This is a genomic window from Streptomyces sp. NBC_00873 (genome assembly GCF_045207415.1).
Taxonomy (GTDB): Bacteria; Actinomycetota; Actinomycetes; order Streptomycetales; family Streptomycetaceae; genus Streptomyces.
On record NZ_CP108803.1, the window covers coordinates 7,624,833 to 7,647,382 of the forward strand.

Annotated in this window: 21 protein-coding genes and 2 pseudogenes; 13 read left to right on the top strand and 10 right to left on the bottom strand. The window is 69.5% G+C overall.

Annotated elements, in window-relative coordinates; all coding sequences use genetic code 11:
* Positions 1–49 precede the first annotated feature (49 nt).
* A complete protein-coding gene (locus OH809_RS35200) occupies positions 50–697 on the top strand; it encodes a cysteine hydrolase (RefSeq protein ID WP_406417464.1) in 648 nt (215 codons plus the stop codon).
* Here OH809_RS35200 and OH809_RS35205 read toward each other — a convergent pair.
* Together OH809_RS35205 and OH809_RS35210 are read right to left on the bottom strand one after the other, a co-directional pair.
* The gene (locus tag OH809_RS35205; RefSeq protein ID WP_406417462.1) at positions 694–1,140 is read right to left on the bottom strand and encodes a Rieske (2Fe-2S) protein; all 447 of its coding nucleotides are present in this window, start codon (positions 1,138–1,140) and stop codon (positions 694–696) included. The two genes, OH809_RS35200 and OH809_RS35205, sit on opposite strands and share 4 nt — an antisense overlap.
* 65 nt (positions 1,141–1,205) lie before the next feature.
* Positions 1,206–2,654 (bottom strand): annotated as a pseudogene (locus OH809_RS35210) (prolyl oligopeptidase family serine peptidase); the annotation flags it as partial.
* Positions 2,655–2,901: 247 nt separating this feature from the next.
* Between OH809_RS35210 and OH809_RS35215 the strand changes: the two are divergent.
* Positions 2,902–4,332 carry an amino acid permease gene (locus OH809_RS35215; RefSeq protein ID WP_406417460.1) on the top strand — a complete coding sequence of 477 codons (1,431 nt, stop codon included), beginning with the start codon at positions 2,902–2,904 and terminating at the stop codon, positions 4,330–4,332.
* A 370-nt stretch (positions 4,333–4,702) separates the two neighbouring features.
* Positions 4,703–6,343: a cytochrome bc complex cytochrome b subunit gene (locus tag OH809_RS35220; RefSeq protein ID WP_406417459.1), complete on the top strand. Its 1,641-nt coding sequence runs from the start codon at positions 4,703–4,705 to the stop codon at positions 6,341–6,343.
* Positions 6,344–6,352: 9 nt separating this feature from the next.
* Here the strand turns inward: OH809_RS35220 and OH809_RS35225 are convergent, their stop codons facing one another.
* Both OH809_RS35225 and ctaD read right to left on the bottom strand, forming a co-directional pair.
* A complete protein-coding gene (locus OH809_RS35225) occupies positions 6,353–6,742 on the bottom strand; it encodes a cytochrome c oxidase subunit 4 (protein WP_406417458.1) in 390 nt (129 codons plus the stop codon).
* On the bottom strand, positions 6,739–8,373 hold the full coding sequence (gene ctaD / locus OH809_RS35230; RefSeq protein WP_406424804.1) for a cytochrome c oxidase subunit I: 1,635 nt from the start codon (positions 8,371–8,373) through the stop codon (positions 6,739–6,741). Before ctaD ends, OH809_RS35225 begins: the two co-directional genes overlap by 4 nt.
* A gap of 523 nt (positions 8,374–8,896) precedes the next feature.
* On the opposite strand from ctaD, the gene OH809_RS35235 reads away from it, so the two are divergent.
* The 7 genes from OH809_RS35235 to OH809_RS35265 all read left to right on the top strand — a co-directional run bounded on the left by OH809_RS35235 (position 8,897) and on the right by OH809_RS35265 (position 15,089).
* The gene (locus OH809_RS35235; protein WP_406417457.1) at positions 8,897–9,811 is read left to right on the top strand and encodes a HipA family kinase; all 915 of its coding nucleotides are present in this window, start codon (positions 8,897–8,899) and stop codon (positions 9,809–9,811) included.
* Entirely contained in the window at positions 9,808–10,191 is a 384-nt protein-coding gene (locus tag OH809_RS35240) for a DUF3037 domain-containing protein (RefSeq protein WP_406417455.1), read from the top strand. The genes OH809_RS35235 and OH809_RS35240 overlap by 4 nt, the downstream gene beginning before the upstream one ends.
* 202 nt (positions 10,192–10,393) lie before the next feature.
* Positions 10,394–11,155, top strand: a complete 762-nt coding sequence (fabG, locus tag OH809_RS35245; RefSeq protein WP_406417453.1) for a 3-oxoacyl-ACP reductase FabG — start codon at positions 10,394–10,396, stop codon at positions 11,153–11,155.
* A gap of 20 nt (positions 11,156–11,175) precedes the next feature.
* Positions 11,176–11,931, top strand: coding sequence for an SDR family oxidoreductase (locus OH809_RS35250; RefSeq protein WP_406417451.1), 756 nt, complete (start codon positions 11,176–11,178; stop codon positions 11,929–11,931).
* A 118-nt stretch (positions 11,932–12,049) separates the two neighbouring features.
* Positions 12,050–13,630 carry an ABC transporter substrate-binding protein gene (locus OH809_RS35255; protein WP_406424802.1) on the top strand — a complete coding sequence of 527 codons (1,581 nt, stop codon included), beginning with the start codon at positions 12,050–12,052 and terminating at the stop codon, positions 13,628–13,630.
* Between the two features lie 77 nt (positions 13,631–13,707).
* Entirely contained in the window at positions 13,708–14,391 is a 684-nt protein-coding gene (ung, locus tag OH809_RS35260; RefSeq protein WP_393309580.1) for a uracil-DNA glycosylase, read from the top strand.
* Between the two features lie 224 nt (positions 14,392–14,615).
* Positions 14,616–15,089, top strand: coding sequence for a hypothetical protein (locus OH809_RS35265; protein WP_406417449.1), 474 nt, complete (start codon positions 14,616–14,618; stop codon positions 15,087–15,089).
* A gap of 100 nt (positions 15,090–15,189) precedes the next feature.
* On the opposite strand, the gene OH809_RS35270 is transcribed toward OH809_RS35265, so the two are convergent.
* Together OH809_RS35270 and OH809_RS35275 are read right to left on the bottom strand one after the other, a co-directional pair.
* Positions 15,190–15,636 carry a hypothetical protein gene (locus OH809_RS35270; RefSeq protein ID WP_406417447.1) on the bottom strand — a complete coding sequence of 149 codons (447 nt, stop codon included), beginning with the start codon at positions 15,634–15,636 and terminating at the stop codon, positions 15,190–15,192.
* 129 nt (positions 15,637–15,765) lie between these two features.
* Positions 15,766–16,278 (bottom strand): DinB family protein, encoded by a 513-nt coding sequence (locus OH809_RS35275; RefSeq protein WP_406417446.1) that lies wholly within the window; start codon positions 16,276–16,278, stop codon positions 15,766–15,768.
* 84 nt (positions 16,279–16,362) lie between these two features.
* On the opposite strand from OH809_RS35275, the pseudogene OH809_RS35280 reads away from it, so the two are divergent.
* The 3 genes and pseudogenes from OH809_RS35280 to OH809_RS35290 form a co-directional block, all read left to right on the top strand.
* A pseudogene (locus OH809_RS35280) lies at positions 16,363–17,109 on the top strand (FAD-dependent monooxygenase); the annotation flags it as partial.
* A gap of 16 nt (positions 17,110–17,125) precedes the next feature.
* Positions 17,126–18,025: a Gfo/Idh/MocA family protein gene (locus OH809_RS35285; RefSeq protein ID WP_406417445.1), complete on the top strand. Its 900-nt coding sequence runs from the start codon at positions 17,126–17,128 to the stop codon at positions 18,023–18,025.
* Positions 18,026–18,117: 92 nt separating this feature from the next.
* Complete coding sequence (locus tag OH809_RS35290; protein ID WP_406417444.1) at positions 18,118–18,465, top strand: hypothetical protein; 348 nt, start codon at positions 18,118–18,120, stop codon at positions 18,463–18,465.
* Here the strand turns inward: OH809_RS35290 and lnt are convergent.
* From lnt to OH809_RS35310, 4 genes are all read right to left on the bottom strand, one after another.
* Positions 18,460–20,085, bottom strand: coding sequence for an apolipoprotein N-acyltransferase (gene lnt, locus OH809_RS35295; RefSeq protein ID WP_406417443.1), 1,626 nt, complete (start codon positions 20,083–20,085; stop codon positions 18,460–18,462). The genes OH809_RS35290 and lnt overlap by 6 nt on opposite strands.
* A gap of 107 nt (positions 20,086–20,192) precedes the next feature.
* Entirely contained in the window at positions 20,193–20,693 is a 501-nt protein-coding gene (locus tag OH809_RS35300) for a nuclear transport factor 2 family protein (protein WP_406417441.1), read from the bottom strand.
* A 102-nt stretch (positions 20,694–20,795) separates the two neighbouring features.
* Positions 20,796–21,659, bottom strand: a complete 864-nt coding sequence (locus OH809_RS35305) for a universal stress protein (protein WP_406417439.1) — start codon at positions 21,657–21,659, stop codon at positions 20,796–20,798.
* A gap of 281 nt (positions 21,660–21,940) precedes the next feature.
* Positions 21,941–22,198: a hypothetical protein gene (locus OH809_RS35310; protein ID WP_406417438.1), complete on the bottom strand. Its 258-nt coding sequence runs from the start codon at positions 22,196–22,198 to the stop codon at positions 21,941–21,943.
* Positions 22,199–22,550: the final 352 nt, after the last annotated feature.

Sequence of the window (22,550 nt, forward strand, 5' to 3'; positions counted from 1 at the left end):
CAGCAGAAAGACCGCCTGCAGACACCAGGAGCCACCGAGAGGGGCAGCTGTGCCGTCCAGGAAACAGCTCGCCGAGCAGCTCGATCCGGCCACCACCGTGCTTCTGACGGTCGAGTGCCAGCAGGGCGTCGTGGGCCCCGACAGCGCACTGCCCGAACTCGCCGAGGCGGCGCGCGGATCCGGCGCTCTCCACCATGTCGCCCGGCTGGTCGCAGCCGCCCACGAGGCCGGTGTCCAGGTGCTGCACGCGGTCGCCGAGCGGCGCCCCGACGGGCGCGGTGCCAACCACAACGCCCGCCTCTTCCGGGCCGCCGGGCGCCTGCCCGTGCAGCAGCACTCCGGCACAACGGCGGTCCGGATCGCCGCGCCCATCGAGGTGGCCGACGAGGACATCGTCGTACGCAGGCTGCACGGCCTCTCGCCCATCGCCGGCACCGATGTGGACGCGCTGCTGCGCAATCTCGGCTGCCGCACCCTCGTCGTCACCGGCGTCTCGGCCAATGTCGCCATCCCCAACGCCGTCTTCGACGCGGTGAACCTCGGGTACACGGCGGTCGTGCCGTCCGACGCCATCGCGGGGGTGCCCGCCGACTACACCCCCGCGATGATCCGTAACACGCTCGCCCTCGTCGCCACCGTCGCTACCACGCAGGACGTGCTGGGCTGCTGGCAGAGCCCCCGGAGGGCCAGGTCCTAGGGGGCGAGCGTGATCGAGTCGCCCACGACCTTGATCGACGCGGTGGGCAGCGGTTCGGTGGCCGGGCCCGCCGACACACTGCCCGTCGCGGCGTCGAACTTGCTGCCGTGGCACGGGCAGTTGATCGTGCCGCCCGAGACGCTCGACACCGCGCACCCCTGATGCGTGCACTTCGACGAAAACGCCTTGAACTCCCCGGCCTTCGGCTGCGTGACGACGACACCCTTGTCGGCGAAGACTTTTCCGCCGCCCTCGGGGATGTCGGCGGTCTTCGCCAGGACGCCCGCAGCACCCCGGGCACCGGCCTGTTCGACGGCAGCCGAGCCGCCCGAGTCCTTCGAGCCGCCGCACGCGGTGAGTACGGCGGCCACTCCGACGGCACCGGCGGCTGCGACGACGGTGCGACGCCCGGGACGGACCTCGTGCTCCTGCGATGCGCTCATGCTGACGTTCCCTTCCGCGTTGTTCATGGCTTCGACCAGGGATACGCGCGGTCGACGTCCCGTGTTCAACGACCGAGGGATTTCCTCAGGAAGTCCCGCTCCAGGACCAACAGATGGGCGGCCGTCTCCTCCTGGGTGACCAGGTGGGTCGACCCGGAGAGCGGCAGCACCGTGTGTGGTCGTTCCGCCGCCAGCAGCGCGGCGGAGAACCGCAGCATGTGGGCGACGGTCACATTGTCGTCGGCGAGTCCGTGGACCAGCATGAGCGGCCGCGTCAGCCGGTGCGCCTCGGGCAGTAGCGAATTGCGCTCGTACGTCTCCGGGTCCACCTCCGGATGGCCGAGAAACCGCTCCTCCCAGTGGGTGTCGTACAGCCGCCGGTCGGTCGGTGCGGCGCCCGCGACCGCAGCGTGGAACACGTCCGGGTGACGCAGTACGGCCGCGGCAGCGAGATAGCCGCTGAACGACCAGCCGCGCATCGCCACCCTCCCCGGGTCCAGCTGGGGATACTGTGCGACCGCCGCCTGCAACGCGTCTATCTGATCCCGCAGGGCAGCCGTCAGCCGGTCGCCCCGCACGGATTTCTCCCACGCCTCGCCGCGCCCCGGAGTGCCACGCCCGTCCGTGACCAGCACCGCGAACCCGTGCTCGGCGAACCACTGGGCGACTGCGGTCCACCAGCCGCGCGCCTGCAGGGCCAACTGCATGCCGTGGCCCGCATATGGGCTGAGGAGCACGGGCAGGCGGTCGTCGCCGGGGCGGTGCCAGGACGGCAGGTACAGGTGGCTGCGCAGCTCCCGCTCTCCCAGGCTCAGTGCGAGGGGCCGCGGGGTGACCACGGGAGTCTCGGCGAGGGCTCCGATCCGCCCCGTCGGGGCACCGTCGCGCAGCACCGACACCGTCTGCCCGTCCGGGGTCCTGCTGTCCAGTACGAGCGTGGGGTCGCCTGCCGCGGCCGTGTGTACACCCAGCGTCCCACTGATGCGTACGGGACCGTCGCCGGTCGACCCTGCCGCGTACGACCAGACATGGATGTCCGTCGGCTCCTCGCTCGCGGTGATGAACACCCACTCACCGACGGCGCCGACGACCTCGCGGACCGCCAGTCCCGGCGGTGTCGTACGGCCGTCGATGTCCAGCCCCTGGGTGTCGCCGCCGGGCTGCGCGGGGACGACGAGCGCCCCGGAGGCGAGGCGCAGCGGCGTACCCGGCCGGAGGGCGACCCATGCGGCGTCGTGGGCGCGGTGCAGGGTCCGGGTTTCTCCCGTGGCCGGATCCACCGCCAGGACGTACACCGAGCGCTGATCACGCGCCTGTACGGAGACCAGCGGACCGTGCCGGTCCCACGCGGCCGTGGCGACATACTCGAACGCCGGGTCCGTCCACGTCCCCTGCGGGTGGTCCTCGCCTGCGGCCGTGGGCAGCCGCACCGCGACCCGTTCGTCCGACACCCGCACCAGGTGCAATGACACCTCCGCGTTCGCCGTGGCCGCCGCCGGGTACGCCACCGCGCGTGCGGAGAAGGATGCGCGGTCACACGGGCCCATTCCGTCCGATTTTCGGTCGCGGCCAGCGCCTCAGTGAACATTTACCGGCGATTTGGTGTGCGGTGTCCGAATATCCGACCATGGGATGGATCCCCCGGCGGTTTCCGCAGCAGGCGTGCGCCCGCACGCTGCCGCTGCACGCGGGCCGGGGGCCGTGGCGAGGCCCCGCGGGGCAGGCGACGGTACCGAGCACGATGAAAGGCGCACCATCCCCATGCACGACACCGGAACCGTCTCGCAGTCGGCTCCGGCCCCGGGCGGCCCCGCTGCGGCCCCGGCCCAAGGCCCCGCCTCCGCCCAGAAGGGGCAGCTCCCGTCCCCGGAGCGGGAAGGGGGCAGCCGGCACGCCCGGCGCTTCGGGCTTCCGGTCGCCACCGCGCTGGTCATGGGCAACATCATCGGCGGCGGCATCTTCCTGCTCCCCGTGTCCGTCGCCCCGTACGGCACCATCAGCCTCGTCGCCTTCGGCGTGCTCACCATCGGTGCCATCGCGCTCGCGCTCGTCTTCGGGCGGCTCGCGCAGCGCGACCCGCGCACCGGCGGGCCGTACGTCTACGTACGCGAGGCCTTCGGCGATTTCGCGGGCTTCCTGGCCGCCTGGTCGTATTGGATCACCTCCTGGGTGAGCAATGCGGCGCTCGCCGTCACCGCCGTGGGCTACCTGGACGTGCTGCTGCCCCTGCATGATTCGCCGTGGCTGATGATGACGGCCGCACTCGTCGTGCAGTGGCTGCCGGCACTCGCCAACCTCGCCGGGACCCGTTACGTCGGCGCGGTGCAACTTGTCTCCACCGTGCTGAAGTTCGTGCCCTTGCTGCTGGTCGCGATCGGCGGGCTGTTCTTCTTCGACCCGGACAACCTCGGTCCCTTCCAGGCCACCGAAGGGAGCGCCCTCGGCGCGGTCTCGGCGTCCGCCGCGATCCTGCTCTTCAGCTACCTCGGCGTCGAGTCGGCGGCGGTCAGCGCGGGTGAGGTGCGCAACCCGCGGCGCAACGTCGGGCGGGCGACCGTCCTCGGAACGCTCGGCGCGGCGCTGGTGTACCTGCTGGGCACTCTCGCCGTCTTCGGCACCGTCGCGCACGACAAGCTGCTCACCTCCAGCGCCCCCTTCACCGACGCCGTCAACGCCATGTTCGGCGGCACGTGGGGCGGCGCGGCGGTCGCCTGCGCGGCGCTGGTGTCGATCGTGGGCGCGCTCAACGGCTGGACGCTGCTCAGCGCCCAGACCGCGTACGCCGCCGCCCGCGACGGGCTGTTCCCGGCACGCTTCGCGGTGAAGCGGCGGGGTGTGTCGACTTTCGGCGTGATCGTCACGGTCGTCCTCGCCTCGCTGCTGACCGTCTACAACTACATGGCCGGGACGGCCCGGGTGTTCGAGATCCTGGTGCTGGTCACGACCTTCACCGCGACCGTTCCGTACCTCCTGGCGACGGCGGCCCAGCTGTATTTCCTCATCTCGGGGCAGGGCGACCGGGTCCGCCCGGCTCGCCTCGCCCGCGACGCCGTGCTCGCGCTGGCCGCCTTCGGCTTCTCCATGTGGCTCCTGGCGGGCTCCGGCTACGCCGCCGTCTACCAGGGCGTGCTGTTCCTCTTCGCGGGTGTCCTGGTCTACGCATGGATGTCGGCCCGCAGGGCGCTCGCCTGACGCTTCGTGGGACTCCCGTCGTGGGGGCGTCTGGCGCGGACCGGATGTTCGCGGATGCGGGGGAAGTCGCCGACGTTCAAGGTTCCGCCGACCGCCTATGGAGATTGCCGGTTGGGCGAACGGAGCCATGGCGTCGAGGGCGACGAGGCGACGGGCATCGCCCCTTTTGGCAGCGGGGACTCGCACAGCACTTGCGGGGTGTGCCCCGCGCACCAGCGCGGTCCCACCCGGTACGTCAGGGCCAGGTCGGCCGATCAGGTGCCGATACCGCGATTCTGCGTAATCCCTTCGAGTAATGCGTTACTCGTAAAGGGCGAACCGGAACAATAAGGGACGGGTGACGGAAGGGAGATCGACGGGAGAGTGGTGCATGCCCCTGCGGAAACGTAAGGCGCAGCTGAAGACCCGGGCCGGGAAGGCGGCGGTCAGTGGATACGGTGCGATGGATGCGCGCCTGCCCGTCAGCGAGCTGGCCAGGCAGTTGCTGCGCAAAGCCTTTCCCGACCACTGGTCTTTTCTCCTCGGCGAGATCGCCCTCTACTCGTTCGTGGTCCTGGTCCTCACCGGCGTGTACCTCACCCTGTTCTTCGACCCGAGCATGATGGAGAGCGTCTACACCGGTTCCTATGCGCCCCTGCGGGGCGTGAGGATGACGCAGGCCTACACCACCACCCTCAACATCAGCTTCGACGTGCGCGGAGGCCTGCTCATCCGTCAGGTCCACCACTGGGCGGCACTGGTGTTCGTCGCCGCGATTGCTGCCCATATGCTGCGGATCTTCTTCACAGGCGCCTTCCGTAAGCCGCGGGAGGCCAACTGGATCGTGGGCGTGACACTGTTCGTACTCGCGCTCCTCGAAGGATTCGCGGGCTACTCGCTGCCCGACGATCTGCTGTCCGGTACGGGGCTGAGGACGGCGGCCACCATTGTGGGGTCGATCCCTGTCGTCGGAACGCACGTGGAGCTGTTCGTCTTCGGAGGACAGTTCCCGGGCAAAAACGTGATCCCTCGTCTGTACGCCGTGCACATCCTGCTCGTGCCCGGTCTGATCGTGGCGCTGATCACCGCTCATCTCATGCTGGTGGTCTACCTCAAACACACCCACTGGGCGGGGCAGGGGAAGACCAACAAGAACGCCGTCGGCTCACCGGCGTTCCCGCACTTCACCGCGAAGACCACAGGTTTCTTCCTCATGGTGTTCGGCGTACTGGCCCTGCTGGGCGGGCTCGCCCAGATCAACCCCGTATGGAACTACGGCCCCTACCGCGCCTACCAGGTTTCCGGTAACGCACAGCCGGACTGGTATGTCGGGTTCCTGGAGGGCGCGCTCCGGCTGATGCCGCCATGGGAGACCGACATTGCGGGCCACACCATCATGTGGAATGTGTTCATTCCGGCGATCGTGCTGCCAGGTGTGGTCTTCACGGTGCTGTTCCTCTACCCCTTCTTCGAGAAGTGGGTGACGGGTGACCGCAGGGAGCACCATCTGTGTGACCGGCCGCGCAACCGGCCGACCCGTACGGGGCTCGGCGTGGCGGCCATCGTCTTCTACGCCGTTCTCCTGGTCGCCGGCGGCGACGATGTCGTCGCCTTCTCGTTCAGGGTTTCGGTCGAGGTCATGACCTGGATCCTCAGGATCGCGCTGATCGCCGCCCCGCTCCTGGCGTTCGCGCTGACCAAACGCCTCTGCCTCGCCCTTCAGATGCGGGACCGCCGTCGGCTGACCGAGGGCGAGGAGACCGGCCAGGTGACACAGTCGGTGAACGGTGATCTCTCGGAGAGCCGCCGTGGCCTGAGCCCGACAGCCCGCTACCGCATCCTGATGCGTGATGTCCCGACGCCCCTGGAGCTCCCCGCGGAGGGCCCGATCTCGCGTCGGCGACGGCTTCGGACCGTATTGAGCGGGTGGTACTACAGGGACCTCGTGGAACTGCCCGCCACGGACGAGCAACGGTCCCGGATCGCCGCGAGGACCGCGTCGCCGGAGCCGGTTCGCGAGCCCGAGGACTGAGAGTCGCCCTCAGCCCTGCACACGCGCGTACTGGAAGACCATTCCGAACACCCCCGCCAGGACCAGGCCCAGCCCGATCAGGAAGAGCCACAGACCGAACACCACACCGAGAGCGAGCAGGGCCGTCCCCGCGGCTGTCAGCGACGGCCCGATGCTGTGCGGAGGAAAGAAGTCCACCGGACCGGACCGCTCATGGATCTGCCCGTCCCTGCGGTCCTCGGGGCGCAGTCCCTTCCTCCGGTAGTTGGTGGCGAAGAAGAACGTGACCAGCAACGCCATGAGGAACGAGACGGTGAGAGCCGCCGTGCCTGTCGGATCCCGGGACCACACGGCGTAGAGAACATCGGTCACGAGAAAGAACCCCGCGACTCCGGCGAAGAGAATGGCCTCGGTCTTCATTCGCCCGACTCCTCCTCAGCGCCCGAAATGGAGTGGGACCCGCCTCGGCCGAGGCCCGGCTTCTCCTTGAGGGGGTGGTGCAGGTCGAAGGCCGGCGAGTCGGAACGTACGCGGGGCAAAGCCCGGAAATTGTGCCTCGGGGGTGGACAGGAGGTCGCCCACTCCAGGGAACGGCCGAACCCCCACGGGTCGTCCACCTCGACCTTCGGCGCGTAACGGTTGGTGTGCCACACGTTGTACAGGAACGGCAGTGTCGACAGGCCCAGCAGAAAGGAGCCGAAGGACGAGATCGTATTGAGCAAGGTGAAGCCGTCCGCCGCGAGATAGTCGGCGTAACGCCGGGGCATTCCGGCCTCACCCAGCCAGTGCTGGACCAGGAATGTCAGCTGAAAGCCGACGAACAAGGTCCAGAAATGGATACGTCCGATGCGTTCATCCAGCATGCGTCCGGTCAACTTGGGCCACCAGAAGTAGAAGCCGCCGAACATTGCGAAGACCACTGTTCCGAAGAGCACGTAATGGAGGTGGGCGACGATGAAGTACGAATCGGTGAGGTGGAAGTCCAGCGGGGGCGAGGCGATCAGCACCCCGCTGAGGCCTCCGAGGAGAAATGTCACGAGGAAGCCGATCGCCCAGAGCATGGGTGTCTCGAACGTGATACTGCCGCGCCACATGGTGCCGATCCAGTTGAAGAACTTGACACCGGTGGGCACGGCGATGATGAACGACATGGCGGAGAAGAACGGCAGGAGAACGGCTCCCGTGGCGAACATGTGATGGGCCCAGACAACCGCTGAGAGCATAGTGATGCTGATCGTGGCCATCACCATTCCGAAATACCCGAACATCGGCTTCCGGCTGAACGCGGGAATGATCTCGCTCACCACTCCGAAGAAGGGCAACGCGACAATGTAGACCTCGGGATGGCCGAAGAACCAGAACAGGTGCTGCCACAGCAGTGCCCCGCCGTTGGCGGAGTCGAAAACATGCGCCCCGAACTTCCGGTCGGCTTCGAGGACGAGCAGCGTGGCAGCGAGCACCGGAAACGCGAGCAGCGCGAGGATCGAGGTGAACAGAACGTTCCAGGTGAAGATCGGCATCCGGAACATGGTCATACCGGGGGCGCGCAGACAGACGATCGTAGTGATGAAATTGACCGATGCCAGGGTCGTACTGATCCCCGACAGCACCAGGCCCATGGTCCAGAGGTCTCCGCCGGCGCCGGGTGAGAAGACGGCACTGTTCAGCGGAGCGTAGGCGAACCAGCCGAAGTGTGCCGCGCCGCCGGGCACGACGAATCCGGACACCACGATGATTCCGCCGAAGAGGAAGAGCCAGTAGGTGAGCGCGTTCAGGCGAGGGAAGGCGACGTCGGGCGCGCCGATCTGCAGCGGCATGATGGCATTCGCGAAGCCGCCGAACATCGGCGTGGCGAACAGCAGCATCATGACGGTGCCGTGGATCGTGAACAGCTGGTTGTACTGTTCCGCGCTGACAATCTGAAGTCCTGGCCGGGTCAGCTCCGCTCGCATAAGCATGGCCAGCACTCCGCCCAGCAGGAAGAACCCGAACGCGGTGACCATGTAGAGATTGCCGATGACCTTGTGGTCCGTGGTCGTCAGCCAGCCCATGAGCCTCACACCGGCATTGATGCGCCTGTTGCCCACCGGCTCGGCCGACGCGGCTTCCTGCAGCTCCTGCGCCATCGGTTCTCCGTCCCTCCCGGTTGACTCGATGGTGGAGCCTGCCACCGTCGACGGCCCGTACGACTGGCGGTGGCACCTCGAATTTCACCAGTTCACCGGTGGTCCGATCGGGTGTCCCATGGGCCCGCCGGGTCCCGGATGCCCGGCGGTCATGAGCCAGACCGTCGTCACTTCTGGTGCGAGCGCCGGGGTCGACCGGGTGACGGCACGTCCGTTCGGGCGGGAATGCGCGACTGTGCTCTGGCAGCGGCTATTTCGGTGGCTCCCACGTCCGCCACACCCTCGAAGTGTGTGGAAGCTGGTGTTGGTGCGCGTGGGGGGAGCGAGGTTCGGAGCCGAAACTCCACAGATTCTCCCCACGGCTCATTCCAGGTTCTGGTGGAGGCGTCGGCTTTGGCCCGCACCGTTGCTCGTGAAGACCGCACGTGGGACCCGATAGCCTGGGAAAATGCTCACCGAAGTCACCGCGACCCGCTACGTCACCCCCCTGCGGGAGGGCGGATCACTGCCCGGGATCGTCGAGGCCGACGATCTCGGTACGTACGTCATGAAGTTCACCGGCGCCGGGCAGGGCCGGAAGACCCTCGTCGCGGAGGTCATCTGCGGGGAACTCGGCCGGCGGCTGGGACTGCGGGTCCCGGAGCTCGTCACCATCCAGCTCGACCCGGTCATCGGGCTCGCGGAGCCGGACCAAGAGGTGCAGGAACTGCTCAAGGCGAGCGGCGGGCTGAATCTTGGAATGGACTATCTGCCCGGTTCGATCGGCTTCGATCCGCTCGCCTACCAGGTGGACCCGGCAGAGGCCGGGAAGATCGTGTGGTTCGATGCATTGATCAACAATGTCGACCGGTCGTGGCGGAACCCCAATATGCTGGTCTGGCACGGGGACGCCTGGCTCATCGATCACGGTGCCACGATGATCTGGCACCACAACTGGCCGGGTGCGCAGGCCTCCGCGGCCAAGCCGTACAACGCCTCCGACCATGTGCTCGCGCCCTTCGGCCCGGACATCGCCGCCGCGGCCGCCGAGCTCGCCCCGCTCGTCACCGAGCAGCTGCTGACCGAGGTGACCGCCGAGGTGCCCGACGAGTGGCTGGTCGACGAGTCCGGTTTCGACACGACGGACGCGCTGCGCCGCGCCTACGTGGAGCCGCTGCTGGCGCGCGCCGCCACGATCCACGAGCGGATCTCGATGGACGCGCCCACGAAGACGAAGCCGTCCCGGGCGCCGGGGTGGCTGACCGAGCATCTCACTCCGTGGCCACACCCCACGAAGAAGGACCGTGCCGAGAAGGCGGCGGCCGAGAAGGCGGCGGCCGAGCGGGCCGACGAGGCGCAGAGCAGCAAGGGCGACAGTCAGTGAGCAAGCGTGACGTCTTCGAGTACGCGCTGCTGCGCGTCGTGCCCCGGGTCGAGCGCGGTGAGTGCTTCAACGCGGGCGTGCTGGTGTACTGCCGCGCAAAGTCCTTCGTGGCCGCCCGCACCCATCTCGACGAGAGCAAACTGAGGGCGCTTGACCCGAACGCCGACGTGGTCGGGGTCCGGGCAGCGCTGCGGGCCGTCGAGGACCACTGCGGCGGCGGCGACGCGGCCGGCCAGGCCGCCGGTGACGACGCCGGGCGGCGCTTTCGCTGGCTGATCGCCCCGCGCTCCACGGTGGTCCAGCCGAGCGCCGTGCACAGCGGCCTCACCGCCGATCCGGAGGCCGAGGTCGAGCGGCTGCTCGACCTGCTGGTGCGCTGATCCGGCCACTGTCGGCGCCGCCCGCGGACCCTGCGGTCGCGGCGCCGTCCGGTGTGACATGTACTGCTGCGCCCGTGGGCCGTTGACACCGAGTGCCAGGGCTTCTAGCGTCTCGTCTGCTGAAGGTACTAAGCGGTTGCTCAGTTATCGGGAACTTCCTGACGTCCGCTGAGCCGCGATCCAAGGGCGAGGAGAACCAAGCATGTCCACCACCGAGCAGCGTGTCGCCATCGTGACGGGAGCGGCGCGAGGCATTGGCGCCGCCACCGCGGTACGGCTGGCGGCCGAGGGCCGCGCCGTCGCCGTACTCGACCTCGACGAGGCGGCCTGCAAGGACACCGTCGAGAAGATCACCGCCGCCGGGGGCACCGCCCTCGCCGTCGGCTGCGACGTGTCGGACAGCGCCCAGGTGGAGGCCTCCGTCGCGCGGGTCGCCGCCGAGCTCGGTGCGCCGACCATCCTCGTCAACAACGCGGGCGTGCTCCGCGACAACCTGCTCTTCAAGATGAGCGAGTCCGACTGGGACACCGTGATGAACGTGCACCTCAAGGGCGCGTTCCTGATGGCCAAGGCGGTCCAGAAGCACATGGTGGACGCCAAGTTCGGCCGTATCGTCTCGCTGTCCTCGTCCTCGGCGCTCGGCAACCGCGGTCAGGCGAACTACTCCGCCGTCAAGGCCGGTCTGCAGGGCTTTACCAAGACCCTCGCCAAGGAGCTCGGCAAGTTCGGCATCACCGCCAACGCCGTCGCCCCCGGCTTCATCGTCACCGAGATGACCGCGCAGACCGCGGCCCGGGTCGGCATGGGCTTCGAGGAGTTCCAGGCCGCCGCCGCCACCCAGATCCCCGTGCAGCGCGTCGGCCGCCCGGAGGACATCGCCAACGCCATCGCCTTCTTCACCGGCGACGACGCGGGCTTTGTTTCCGGCCAGGTCATGTACGTCGCCGGCGGACCGCTCAACTGACCCGAAGGGCAGCAGACATCATGACTGTGCAGGACAGCGGAAAGGTCGCGCTCATCACGGGCGCGAGCCGGGGGATCGGTTACGGAATCGCGGAGGCGCTCGTCGCCCGCGGCGACCGGGTGTGCATCACCGGGCGAGGCGAGGAAGCCCTCAAGGAGGCCGTCGAGAAGCTGGGCTCCGACCGGGTCATCGCCGTCGCGGGCAAGGCGCACGACGAGGCGCATCAGGCGGCGGCGGTCGAGCGCACCATGGAGGCGTTCGGCCGCGTGGACTTCCTGGTCAACAACGCCGGTACGAACCCGGTGTTCGGCCCGATCGCCGAGCTCGACCTCAATGTCGCGCGCAAGGTCTACGAGACCAATGTGATCTCGGCGCTCGGCTTCGCCCAGCAGACCTGGAAGGCCTGGCAGAAGGAGAACGGCGGGGCGATCGTCAACATCGCTTCGATCGCCGGTATCTCCGCCTCGCCCTTCGTCGGCGCGTACGGCATGAGCAAGGCGGCCATGGTCAATCTGACCCTGCAGCTGGCGCACGAGTTCGCCCCGGTCGTCCGGGTCAACTCGATCGCTCCGGCCGTGGTCAAGACCAAGTTCGCCGAGGCGCTGTACGAGGGGCGTGAGGCGGAGGTGGCAGCCTCCTATCCGCTCGGCCGGCTCGGTGCCCCCGAGGACGTCGGCGGAGCCGCCGCATTCCTCACGTCGAGCCAGTCCGACTGGATCACCGGACAGACGCTGGTGGTCGACGGAGGCATCTCCCTGAATGCGGGCATGGGCTGAGCGCAGCCTGCGCCGGTTTGGCCCTGATTGACTCAAGTGCCCCGTCGGACCTGCGGATTGACCCGACGGGGCGCTGCGGTATGGTCTGCCGACCCATGGCTGATCGAGGAGCGTGCACGTGTTCTACCGGGCCAGGCTGCAGGCCGCTGCAGCCCTTGCTTCCCTTTCTCTGCTGGCCGGCTGCGGTCTGCTTTCCGACAATGGCTCGGAGGCGGAGCAGAAGATAGTCGTCGGTACCACGAGTGAGCCCTCCACCCTCGATCCGGCGGCGGCATGGGACAACTCGTGGGAGCTGATGCGTAATGTCTTCCAGACCCTGGTGAGCTTCCCCACCGGCAGTACGAGCCCGGAGCCCGACGCCGCGGACTCCTGTATGTTCACGGACCGGACCAGCACGGCCTACCGCTGCACGCTCAAGAAGGGCCTGAAGTTCTCCAACGGGGACAAGCTCGACGCCGAGGCTGTGAAGTACTCCATCGACCGGATCACGACCATCAAGGTCAAGGGCGGGCCCCTTGGCCTGCTCGGCTCGCTCGACCGGGTCGAGACCAAGGGCGACGACACCGTTATCTTCCACCTGACCAGGCCGGACGCCACGTTCCCGTTTATTCTGGCCACCCCTGCGATGTCCCTCGTGGCGCCCAGCGACTACCCGAAGGACAAGATCCGCGAGGACGGCAAGGTCACCGGGTCGGGCCCCTACCTCCTGGACAGCTACGTGCCGGGGGACCTCGCCGAGCTGGTGAAGAACCAGGGCTACAAGGGCTTCGCCAACCGCAAGAACAACGCCGTGACCATCCGGTACTTCAAGAGGTCCGCCCCCATGGTCGACGCGCTGAAGAAGAACGAGATCGACGCCACCTACCGCGGCCTCACCGCGGAGGAGGTGGTGAACCTCGAGGACAACAAGGACGAGAACAGCAACCTGCAGCTGATCGAGACCGTCGGCGCCGACATCCGCTTCCTGGTCTTCAACCCCGAGGACCCGGCTGCCGGGAACCCGGCTGTCCGCCGGGCCGTCGCACAGCTCGTCGACCGGGACGCGCTCGTTGCCAAGGTTTACCAGGGCACCGCCGAGCCACTGTACTCCATGATCCCCAAGGGTATCGCCGGCCACACCACCAGCTTCTTCGACAGCTTCGGCAACCCGAGCAAGGAGAAGGCCAAGCAGATCCTGGTCAAGGCGGGCATCACCGAGCCCGTCGCGATGACGTTCTGGTACGCCACCGACCGGTACGGCTCGTCGACGGAACCCGAGTTCGGTGAACTGAAGCGTCAGCTGGAGGCGTCGGGTCTGTTCAAGATCACGCTGAAGGGCCTGCCGTGGAAGAAGCTCCAGCAGGGCTTCACCAAGGGGCAGTACCCGGTCTTCGGCCGCGGCTGGAACCCGGACTTCCCGGACCCGGACAACTTCATCGCCCCCTTCGTGGGCAAGCAGAGTGTCACCGGGATGCCGTACGACAAGACCGAGATCACCCAGCACCTGCTGCCGCAGACCCGCCAGGAGAGCGACCGGGGCGCGGTCAGCAAACAGTTCGAGCAGGCTCAGAACATCCTGGTCGACGACGTCCGGCTGCTGCCCCTGTGGCAGGGCAAGCTCTATGTCGAGGCGGGCGAGGACATCGGTGGCGGCGAGCGCGCCCTGGACCCGCAGACGGTCATGCAGATGTGGGAGCTGTACCGCAAGACAAGCTGGTAGGGCTCGCCCGGCCGGTTGTCAGTGGCCCCCGGTAGGTTCTGTGGTCAAGAACCGATTGCGTACCGGAGGTTGTTGAAGTGACCGACACCGACCTGCTGCCCGAGTCCTGGCGCGGCGTCCTCGGCGAAGAGCTGCAGAAGCCGTACTTCAAGGAGCTCACCGAGTTCGTCGAGGAGGAGCGGGCCAAGGGACCGGTCTACCCGCCCCGCGAGCAGGTCTTCGCGGCCCTGGAAGCCACTCCGTACGACAAGGTGAAGGTCCTGGTTCTCGGCCAGGACCCGTACCACGGCGAGGGGCAGGGGCACGGGCTGTGCTTCTCCGTGCGGCCCGGCGTCAGGACACCGCCCTCCTTGCGGAACATCTACAAGGAGATGAATGAGGAGCTCGGCCTGCCGGTCCCGGACAACGGGTATCTGATGCCGTGGGCCGAGCAGGGCGTCCTGCTGCTCAACGCCGTGCTGACGGTCCGCGCCGGCGAGGCCAACTCGCACAAGGGCAAGGGCTGGGAGAAGTTCACGGACGCGGTGATTCGCGCGGTGGCCACGCGGCCCGATCCGGCGGTCTTCGTGCTCTGGGGCAACTACGCCCAGAAGAAGCTCCCGCTGATCGACGAGGAGCGCCATGCGGTGGTGAAGGGCGCACATCCGTCACCGCTGTCCGCGAAGAAGTTCTTCGGCTCCCGTCCGTTCACGCAGATCAACGAGGCGGTCGCGGCGCAGGGACACCAGGCCATCGACTGGCGCATCCCCGATCTGGGCTGATCCGCCCGGAGCCGGCCCGACGGGCCCGGGGCTCCCGGGGGTCTCCGTCGGGTCATGGCCGACGGCGCCGGACCCGAAAGAAAGGTCCTAGCCCGAGCCTGAGCGGGATTGCCGCTGCCAGCCGCTAGCGTCGCCGTGACCGGAATCGAACGGGCTCCACCGGGCCCGATCGACGTCGACCGGGGTGAACCGGGAACGGCTGGACGCATGCGAGGGAGACCGCGGTGACGGAGCAGCAGGAGGCGTCGACGGATGCCGTCATGACCAGGATCGGCCAGGCGATCATGCTGCTCCACGGCGGCGACCGGGAAGAGGCCCGTAACCGCTTCGGGGCGCTCTGGGCGGAGATCGGTGAGGACGGCGACGCCCTGCACCGCTGCACCCTCGCGCACTACATGGCCGACACCCAGGACGATCCCGGCGACAAACTGGCATGGGATCTAAGGGCGTTGACCGCCGCCGAAGGGCTCTCCGACGGGCGCGTCGCGGAACACGGCGACCCGCTCGCGGTGCGGGCCTTCTACCCCTCGCTCCACCTCAACCTTGCGGCGGACTATGTGAAGCTCCAGCGCCCCGACGCGGCCCGGGTCCATCTGGACCGGGCGCGGAAGGCGTCCGAGGCTCTCGCGGACGACGCGTACGGGGGAGGGGTGCGCGCGGCGATCGGACGGCTGGAGCGGCGGCTGCGGGAGCTGTGAGCCGAGGCCTGCCGCGGATCGTTGCGGCCCGTCCGTTGCCGGCGGGCCGCAACGATCCGATTCGGCCGGATCCCGGCGGGATCCGCGACCGACAGGGCATTCAGTGGCCGTAGGTGTCCTCGCAGATCCGGGCTTCGGGGCTGCCCGCGGACCAGCCTCCGTAGCTCCGGCCGAGCGCGCAGACACTTGTCCCGGTGACGGGGGCGGCCGGCGGATTCGGCACCCGCGCGGCTGCGGGCGGGGCATGACGAGGCCGGGGCACGCCGATGTGTTCCCGCCGCTGCGGGGCGCGTGGCGCGGTGCGTTGGGTGTCCGACGGCGCCTTCGCCGGTCGGCCGGACGCCCTCGGCGACGGCTTCGGGTCGGGGATCGCCTCCAGGGTGTCCCGGACCGGCGGCCGCACGATCTGGGGCGCCAGGTCCTGGACGGGCCTGCTGGTCTCGGGCCGGGGCGCAATGCCCGGCCGGGGCTCCACGGACACACAGCCGGTGACGGCGGTGACTGCCACGCCGACCAGGAGCTTCACGGTGATACTGGTTCGCTGCACCCGGGCAACTCTGCTGTGCGGGCAGGGCGCAGGGCGAGCGGGCCGGTGATGATTGGCCCTCACGAGTGACCCCGGTCAGCGCAACGCCCCGGCTGCTGCCGTCTGCCGACCGGGGGCGTGGGGTTCGGGTCAGTCGCCGGTCGCGCCGTCGATCCGCTCCCGGACCAGATCGGCGTGGCCGTTGTGCCGCGCGTATTCCTCGATCATGTGGGTGTAGATCCATCGCAGGTTGAACTGCTCGCCCTTGCGGCTGCGGCCGACCGACAGGTCGTCGAGCCCGTGCTTCGCGGCGACCTCCCGGGCCGCGTCGATCTCCGCCCGCCAGGTGGTCCCGGCCTCCTCCCAGGTGTCCGCCTCGGTGGGATGGAAGTCGCCGTCCTCGTCCTCATCGGTGCAGTACAGCGACTTCGCTTCCTCGCCGGCCATGACGTTGCGGAACCAGTGGCGCTCCACCTCCGACATGTGCCGTATGAGCCCGAGCAGGCTGAGCTGCGACGGCGGTACGGACGCCTCGCGCAGCTGGGCGTCGGTGAGCCCCGCACATTTCAGCGCGAGCGTGTCGCGGTGATAGGAGAGCCAGCCCTCGAGCATCGGGCGTTCGGCGGCTGTGATGGCGGGTTCGGAGCGTTCGTCTGCGGTCATGCCGGGCATTCTTTCTCAGTGATCAAGACCTGGCCAGATGTTATTCGCAGGGGGGTGTCAGCATGCCGCGCAGCAGTTCGGCGAAGCCGGTGCGCAGCTCTTCCCCGATCACCCGGGCCGTCGTACGCCGGCTTCACCACCCGGCGCGTCGTCGTCCCCGCGCCCGAGCAGCCCTTCGCCCCGCACGAGACCCGGGGCCGCGGCGCCCTCAGAGGTAGCCCCCGACAGCCTCTCAGGGGCACCCAGCCGCTCAAGGACGGCCGGATCCACGCGTATGCAGCCGCGGTCGCCCCCGCCGGAGCCCGAGCCGCCGACGACGAGAAGGCCGAGCTGCTGCGCCGCTTCGGCGCGTGGCACGATCCGATCCCGGGGATCATCGCCGCCGTCGAACCCGACCAGGTCCTCCGCAACGATGTGCACCATCTGATCGACCCGCTGCCCGCATTCCACCGAGGCCGGACCGTCCTGGTCGGCGACAGCGCCCACGCCATGACGCCCAGCCTCGGACAGGGCGGCAATCAGGCCATCGAGGACGCAATCGTTCTCGCCCACCACGCGGCGCCCGACGCCGACCTCGGGACGGCGCTCGCCGCATACAGTGCGGACCGGCTCCCCCGGACGGGCGCCATCGTCCGCAAGGCTGCCCGGGTGGCCCGTCTGATGTGCCTGACCAGCGCCGCCTCCGTCGCGGTGCGCGACACGCTGAGGTCCGCCGTGTCCCGGCTCGGGCCGGCCCTGGTGCTGCGTACCTTCGACGGCATTGCGGACTGGCGGCCGCCGCAGCACACGTATGCTGCCCGGGCGAAGGACATGCATATGACACGGCGTTAGTCAGAGGGAGACCCCAGTGAAGGTCGGCTGCATCGGGCTCGGCGACATCGCGCAGAAGGCGTATCTGCCGGTCCTCACCACCTTGCCCGGGGTCGAACTGCATCTGCAGACCCGCACTCCCGCCACCCTCGCCGCCGTCGCCGCGTCCCACCGGATCCCGCCGGAGCAGTGCCACTCCGAGCTCGACTCGCTGATCGCCCAGGACCTGGACGCCGCCTTCGTCCACGCCCCGACCTCCGTACACCCGGAGATCACCGACCGGCTGCTCCGGGCCGGTGTGCCCACGTACGTGGACAAGCCGCTCGCCTACGAACTCGCCGATTCCGAGCGGCTGGTCAACCTTGCCGAGGAGCGCGGTGTCAGCCTGGCCGTCGGCTTCAACCGGCGGTTCGCGCCCGGCTATGCGCAGTGCGTCGAGCACCCGCGCGAGCTGATTCTCATGCAGAAGAACCGGGTGGGCCTGCCCGAGGAACCGCGCGCCATGGTGCTCGACGACTTCATCCATGTCGTCGACACCCTGCGCTTCCTGGTGCCGGGGCCGGTCGAGCACACCGTCGTACGGGCGCGGATCCGCGAAGGCTTCATGCACCATGTCGTGCTGCAGCTGTCCGGAGACGGATTCACCGCCATCGGCGCGATGAACCGGCTCAGCGGCTCGACGGAGGAGCGGCTCGAAGTCTCCGGACAGGACTCCAAGCGTGAGGTCGTCAACCTTGCCGAGGTGATCGACCACAAGGGACAGCCGAGCCTGCGGCGGCGTGGTGACTGGGTGCCGGTGGCCCGTCAGCGCGGCATCGAGCAGTGCGTGCTGTCCTTCCTGGACGCCGTGCGTGCCGGGAAGCTGCTGAGCGCCCGGGACGCGCTGGAGACGCACGAACTGTGCGAGCGCATCCTGCGGGACCTGGACCGGGCGTAGCGGAAACCGCTGGTCAGGGCGGGTCCGGATGCGTCCCGCACGAGCCGGATGCAGGCTGGGGGGATGGACCGCCAGCCCGTGGAGGTGACCTGGTGAAGCCCCACGACGAGCCACAGGGGTGGGGCGCTCTCCAGCCGCCGCCCGGCTACTACTCGGCGGACGGGCGGCCACCCGACGCGATGCAGCGCGGCCTGATCCTGGACTGGGCGGTCAATCAGCGGATCGCGAGCGGCTGGCGGGTGGAGTCGCGCGCCGAGACGCAGGTCGTCATGGTCCGCGGGCAGCCGCTGAACCATGTGCTGCACGCTCTGCTCATGGTGTTCAGCTGCTTTATGTGGGGCGCCGTGTGGGTGGCGCTGGCCGTGACGAACAAGGTCGAACGGGTTGCCCTCACCGTCGACGCACAGGGGCACATCGTCTCGGTCAACGCCCCGTCATAGCCGGCCCGCCTGAGCGGCCGCACCGACCGGCTCCGCCGAGCTCCGCCGCCGGAGGGACCGTGCACCCTCATTGGCGCAGAACACCGCCAGCACCCCGAGCGCACCCTGCGCCGGCCAGTCGCCCAGCCGGACGTAGAGCGTGCTGCCGGTGGCCAGCGGTACGTCGAACACGGCGGCCGCGCTGGTGTCCGTACCGAGCGGGGTGCCGATGCGACGCCCCTGCGCGTCGTACACCGTACTGATCCCGGTGAGCGTGGCGTGCACCATCGGGCGGCCGGTCTCCGCCGCCCGGAGGGCGCCCAGCGAGGCATGCTGGGCCGGCGCCCAGCTGTGCTGGAAGGTGGACGTCGACGACTGGGCGATCAGCACCTGGGCCCCGTCCCGGGCAAGCTGCCTGCTCATGTCGGGGAACGCCGACTCGAAGCAGATCAGCGGACCTGTACGCAGCCTCTCCGCTCCGCCGGGGGACCCTGAGGAATACACCGGGGAGGGCGGCTCGGGAACGGACATCAGTACCTGCCGGGTCCCGCGCAGCCGGTCCTCGCCCGCCGCCTTGCCCAGCGACGTCACCCAGCCGAGCATCGAACGAGCCGGAATGTACTCGCCGAACGGCACCAGACGCATTTTGTCGTAGCGGTCCCCGGTCGGGCCGTCCGGCCCCACCAGCACCGCACTCTTGAAGATCCCCGTCCGGCCCGAGGCGCCGGTCTGCCGGGCATCCATATTGACCAGCACATCCGCGCCGACCTCGCGTGACAGCTTCGCGATCCGGGCCGCGAGATCCGGGCGCCGTGACAGGTCCTCGCCGACGCTGCTCTCGCCCCAGACGACCAGGTCGAGCTGCCGGCCCACCAGCGTGCGGGTCAGCTGCTCGCTGCGTGCGAAACGCAGCTCCACGCTGTTCGGCCCCTCGACCACGCCGGGTTGTACGACGGCGATCCGGGTCGCTCCCGCGGGCTCCGGCTGCGGCGCCCACCTCCATATCGCGCCCACTGCCAGCGCGCCCACCACGACGCCGGCCGCCGCGGCCGTACGGGCGGCGGACGTCACGAGCAGCAGGGTGACCGCGATGTTCACCGTCACCACCAGGAGGCTCACCAGCCACACCCCTCCGACCGATGCCACCCGGAGCGCCACGGGCACCTGCCACTGGCTCGCGCCGAGCAGCCCCCAGGGACCACCGAGCGCATCCCAGGAGCGGGCCAGTTCGATCATCAGCCAGCCGGACGGGACCACGATCAGGGCCGCCGCGACCCTCGCGAGGGACGGTGATCCGCCCAGCAGCCGGGAGACCAGCAGCCCCCACGGCGCCCAGAGCAGACCGAGGAACGCCGCCAATATCACGAGGAACACATGCAGGCTCGGCAGCAGCCAGTTGTGCACCGCGATCAGGTAGCCCGTACCGCCGAGCCAGCCGTCGAGTGCGGCCCGCCGACCCGTACCTGCCGACCGGATCAGCAGCAGCCACGGCACCAGCGCGACGTACGCGAACCACCACAGAGCCGGGGCGGGAAAGGCGAGCGCGGGCAGTGCACCCGCGAGCAGCGCAGCACCACCGCGCCACCAGGGCGACCGGAGCAGGCGCTCCCCCTGCTCACGCCGAACGGCCGGAATTCGCATGCAGCGCCTCCTCGTCCTGCCCGGTGAGCAGTGTCCCCCTCCTCCTTCCCCAGTGTGGGGGGAGGGGAACGGCCGCGGCCAGAGGGGAGTGGGGCCCGAGGCGCGGATCAGCCGGGGGCGAGCTCCCCGGTGAGGCTGCGCCACTTCTCATGGACGGCGACGGTACGGATCCGCCAGCCGGTCTCCGTGCGCAACAGCCCGAACGCGTACCGGCCGCCGGAGACGAAGTTCGGCGCCGTGGTGGTGTCCGCGGCCTCGGTGGCGCCGTCGTCCGGCGCGCCCCGCAGCCGCATCGGGTTGAGGTAGTCGGCCTGCACCTCGGCCCGGTCGCCGGGATAGCCCCCCAGGTCCTGGAGGTCGAGCCGGCGGTTGACGATCAGATGCTGTCGTACGGGGAAGAGGCGCATGGTTTCCGCGAGCCACTGCGCGACCTCGGCGGCGGTCCCCTCGATGCCGCCCGCGCTGCGGTAGTCGGCGCGGCCGTCCGGGGTGAACAGCTCCCCGTAGTCCTGCCAGGCGCTGTCGTCCACCGCCACCGCATAGCCGGTGATCACTGCATCGATGGACAGCTGGTCCATCACGGTTGCGAGAGCCACGCGCTGCGTCATGCGGTCAGTGTGTGCCCGTCGACCGCCGAGGCCAAGGGCCGTGCACGCGCGGCGGCGGTCCGGTCCTGATCCGGATGTCCGGTGCCCGGCACGGTGCGTGCCTCAGCAGGGGACCACGGCCACCGGCCCGAGCGCGTGCGTGAGCGTCGTCTGCGCGACCGGGGACAGCCCGAACCCGAGCTCCTCGCCGCCCTTGCGCCGCCCGATCACCGTGAGCGCGGCGGTCGCCGACGCCGTGACCAGGGTGCGCGACGCGGAGCCATGGATCGGCTCCAGCACGAGCTCGACCTGCGGGTACTTCTCGCGCCGGCCTGCGGTGAGCTCCCCGAGGGTCCGCTCGGCGGCGCCCGCCGCCGCGTCCCGGTCGAAGACGGGTCCGCCGGAGAGCATCGACGAGAACATCGTCCAGCCGTGCACGATCCGCAGCCGCGCGCCGGGCCGGGCTGCTGCTGCCTCGAAGGCGAAATCCAGTACCGCCTTGCTGCTCTCGTCGGCAGCCACTCCCGCAACGATGTCCGGATATGTCTCCGCCGCGTCCACCGCGTCGTCGTCCCCCCGACCGCTGTGGATGACGACGACCGGGCACGTGGCCATCGAAGCCGTCGCAAGGCTGTCCGAGCCGATCAGCAGGGACCGGAATCCGCCCAGACCGCGGGAGCCCAGCACCAGCAGCGACGCGTTCTGGCCGAGCGAGGTCAGCGCGGACACGGGGAAGTCGAGCGGGCTGAGCGTGGCCGGGTGCAGGTCCGGAGCGATCAGCGACACCCGCCGTACGGACTCCGTGAGCAGCTCCTCGGCCTGTCGCTGCTGGGCCTCCTGGACGGTACGCCGGGTGGGGATCCGGACATGCACGATCGTCAGCGGAAGTCCTCGCCGGACGGCTTCGCGCGCGGCCCAGTCGAGGGCCTCGTAGCTGTGCGACGAGCCGTCGACGGCGGCGATCACGGGAAGCCCGGTGGTGGTCATGGAGTCCTCCAGAGTCCGGCGGTGCATGTCCCAGGCTGGTATGCGAACGCAGCATCCGGCAGGGCCTTTCGGCCCTTTTCTACCCTGTGCGTCCGAGGGCCGGCCCGGCGGGTGCAGGCCGGCCGCTTTCCGGTGCCGGGCGGAGGCCGACCCGGACCACCGCGGGACCTGTTCCGTACGCTACGGCCGGTCGCCCTCCGGCGCTCCGGCACGATCCTGCGCGGGCGGGCACGGGCACGACGCGCGGCCCGTTGCGCGTCCGGCCCGCGGGCTCGGCGCACTCACAGGGCCGCGGCGAGGCCCTCGATCTGCTCGGCGAGCCACGGGTCGGGGTGCGGGACGCTGCCGTACTCGTCGTCCTCCTCGACCGTCAGCCGCTGTACGGCCGCGCGCAGGGCCGGGCTCGGCACCCGCCGGTGGCACTGCGCGGTGGAGTGACGGATGTTCAGCCGGCTCGTCGGCGGGACGGCGGGGCGGAGTCCAGGTGAGCGGCCTGGTCGGCCCAGTGTGCGGCGTCCCGGCGTCCCGGCGTTCGCCACGGCTGAGGTGGAGCAGATGCAGGCAGTAGGCGGCAGTGGAGTTGCCCGCTCTCGGCGGCGCCGTCAACTCGTCGACGAGGCCGGGGACTTCGATGTCCTCCTGGCGCAGGATTACGGACCGGGGCGGTCAAACGTGCAACGCGATGGGAAGCGACAGGCCGGCGCCCCGGGAGCAGGTCGTCCAGCCCGGTGTCGCTCGTCGTCGTGCTCAAGGCGCGCCACCGACGGGTGGGTTGATGACCGGTGCTCCGAGGGGCGTACCCCAACTGCCTCCGGATGTACGACGACGCTGGGCGCTTCCCGAGCGATGCTCCGGGCATGGAGAACCAGCCCGCACGGGCCACCACGACAG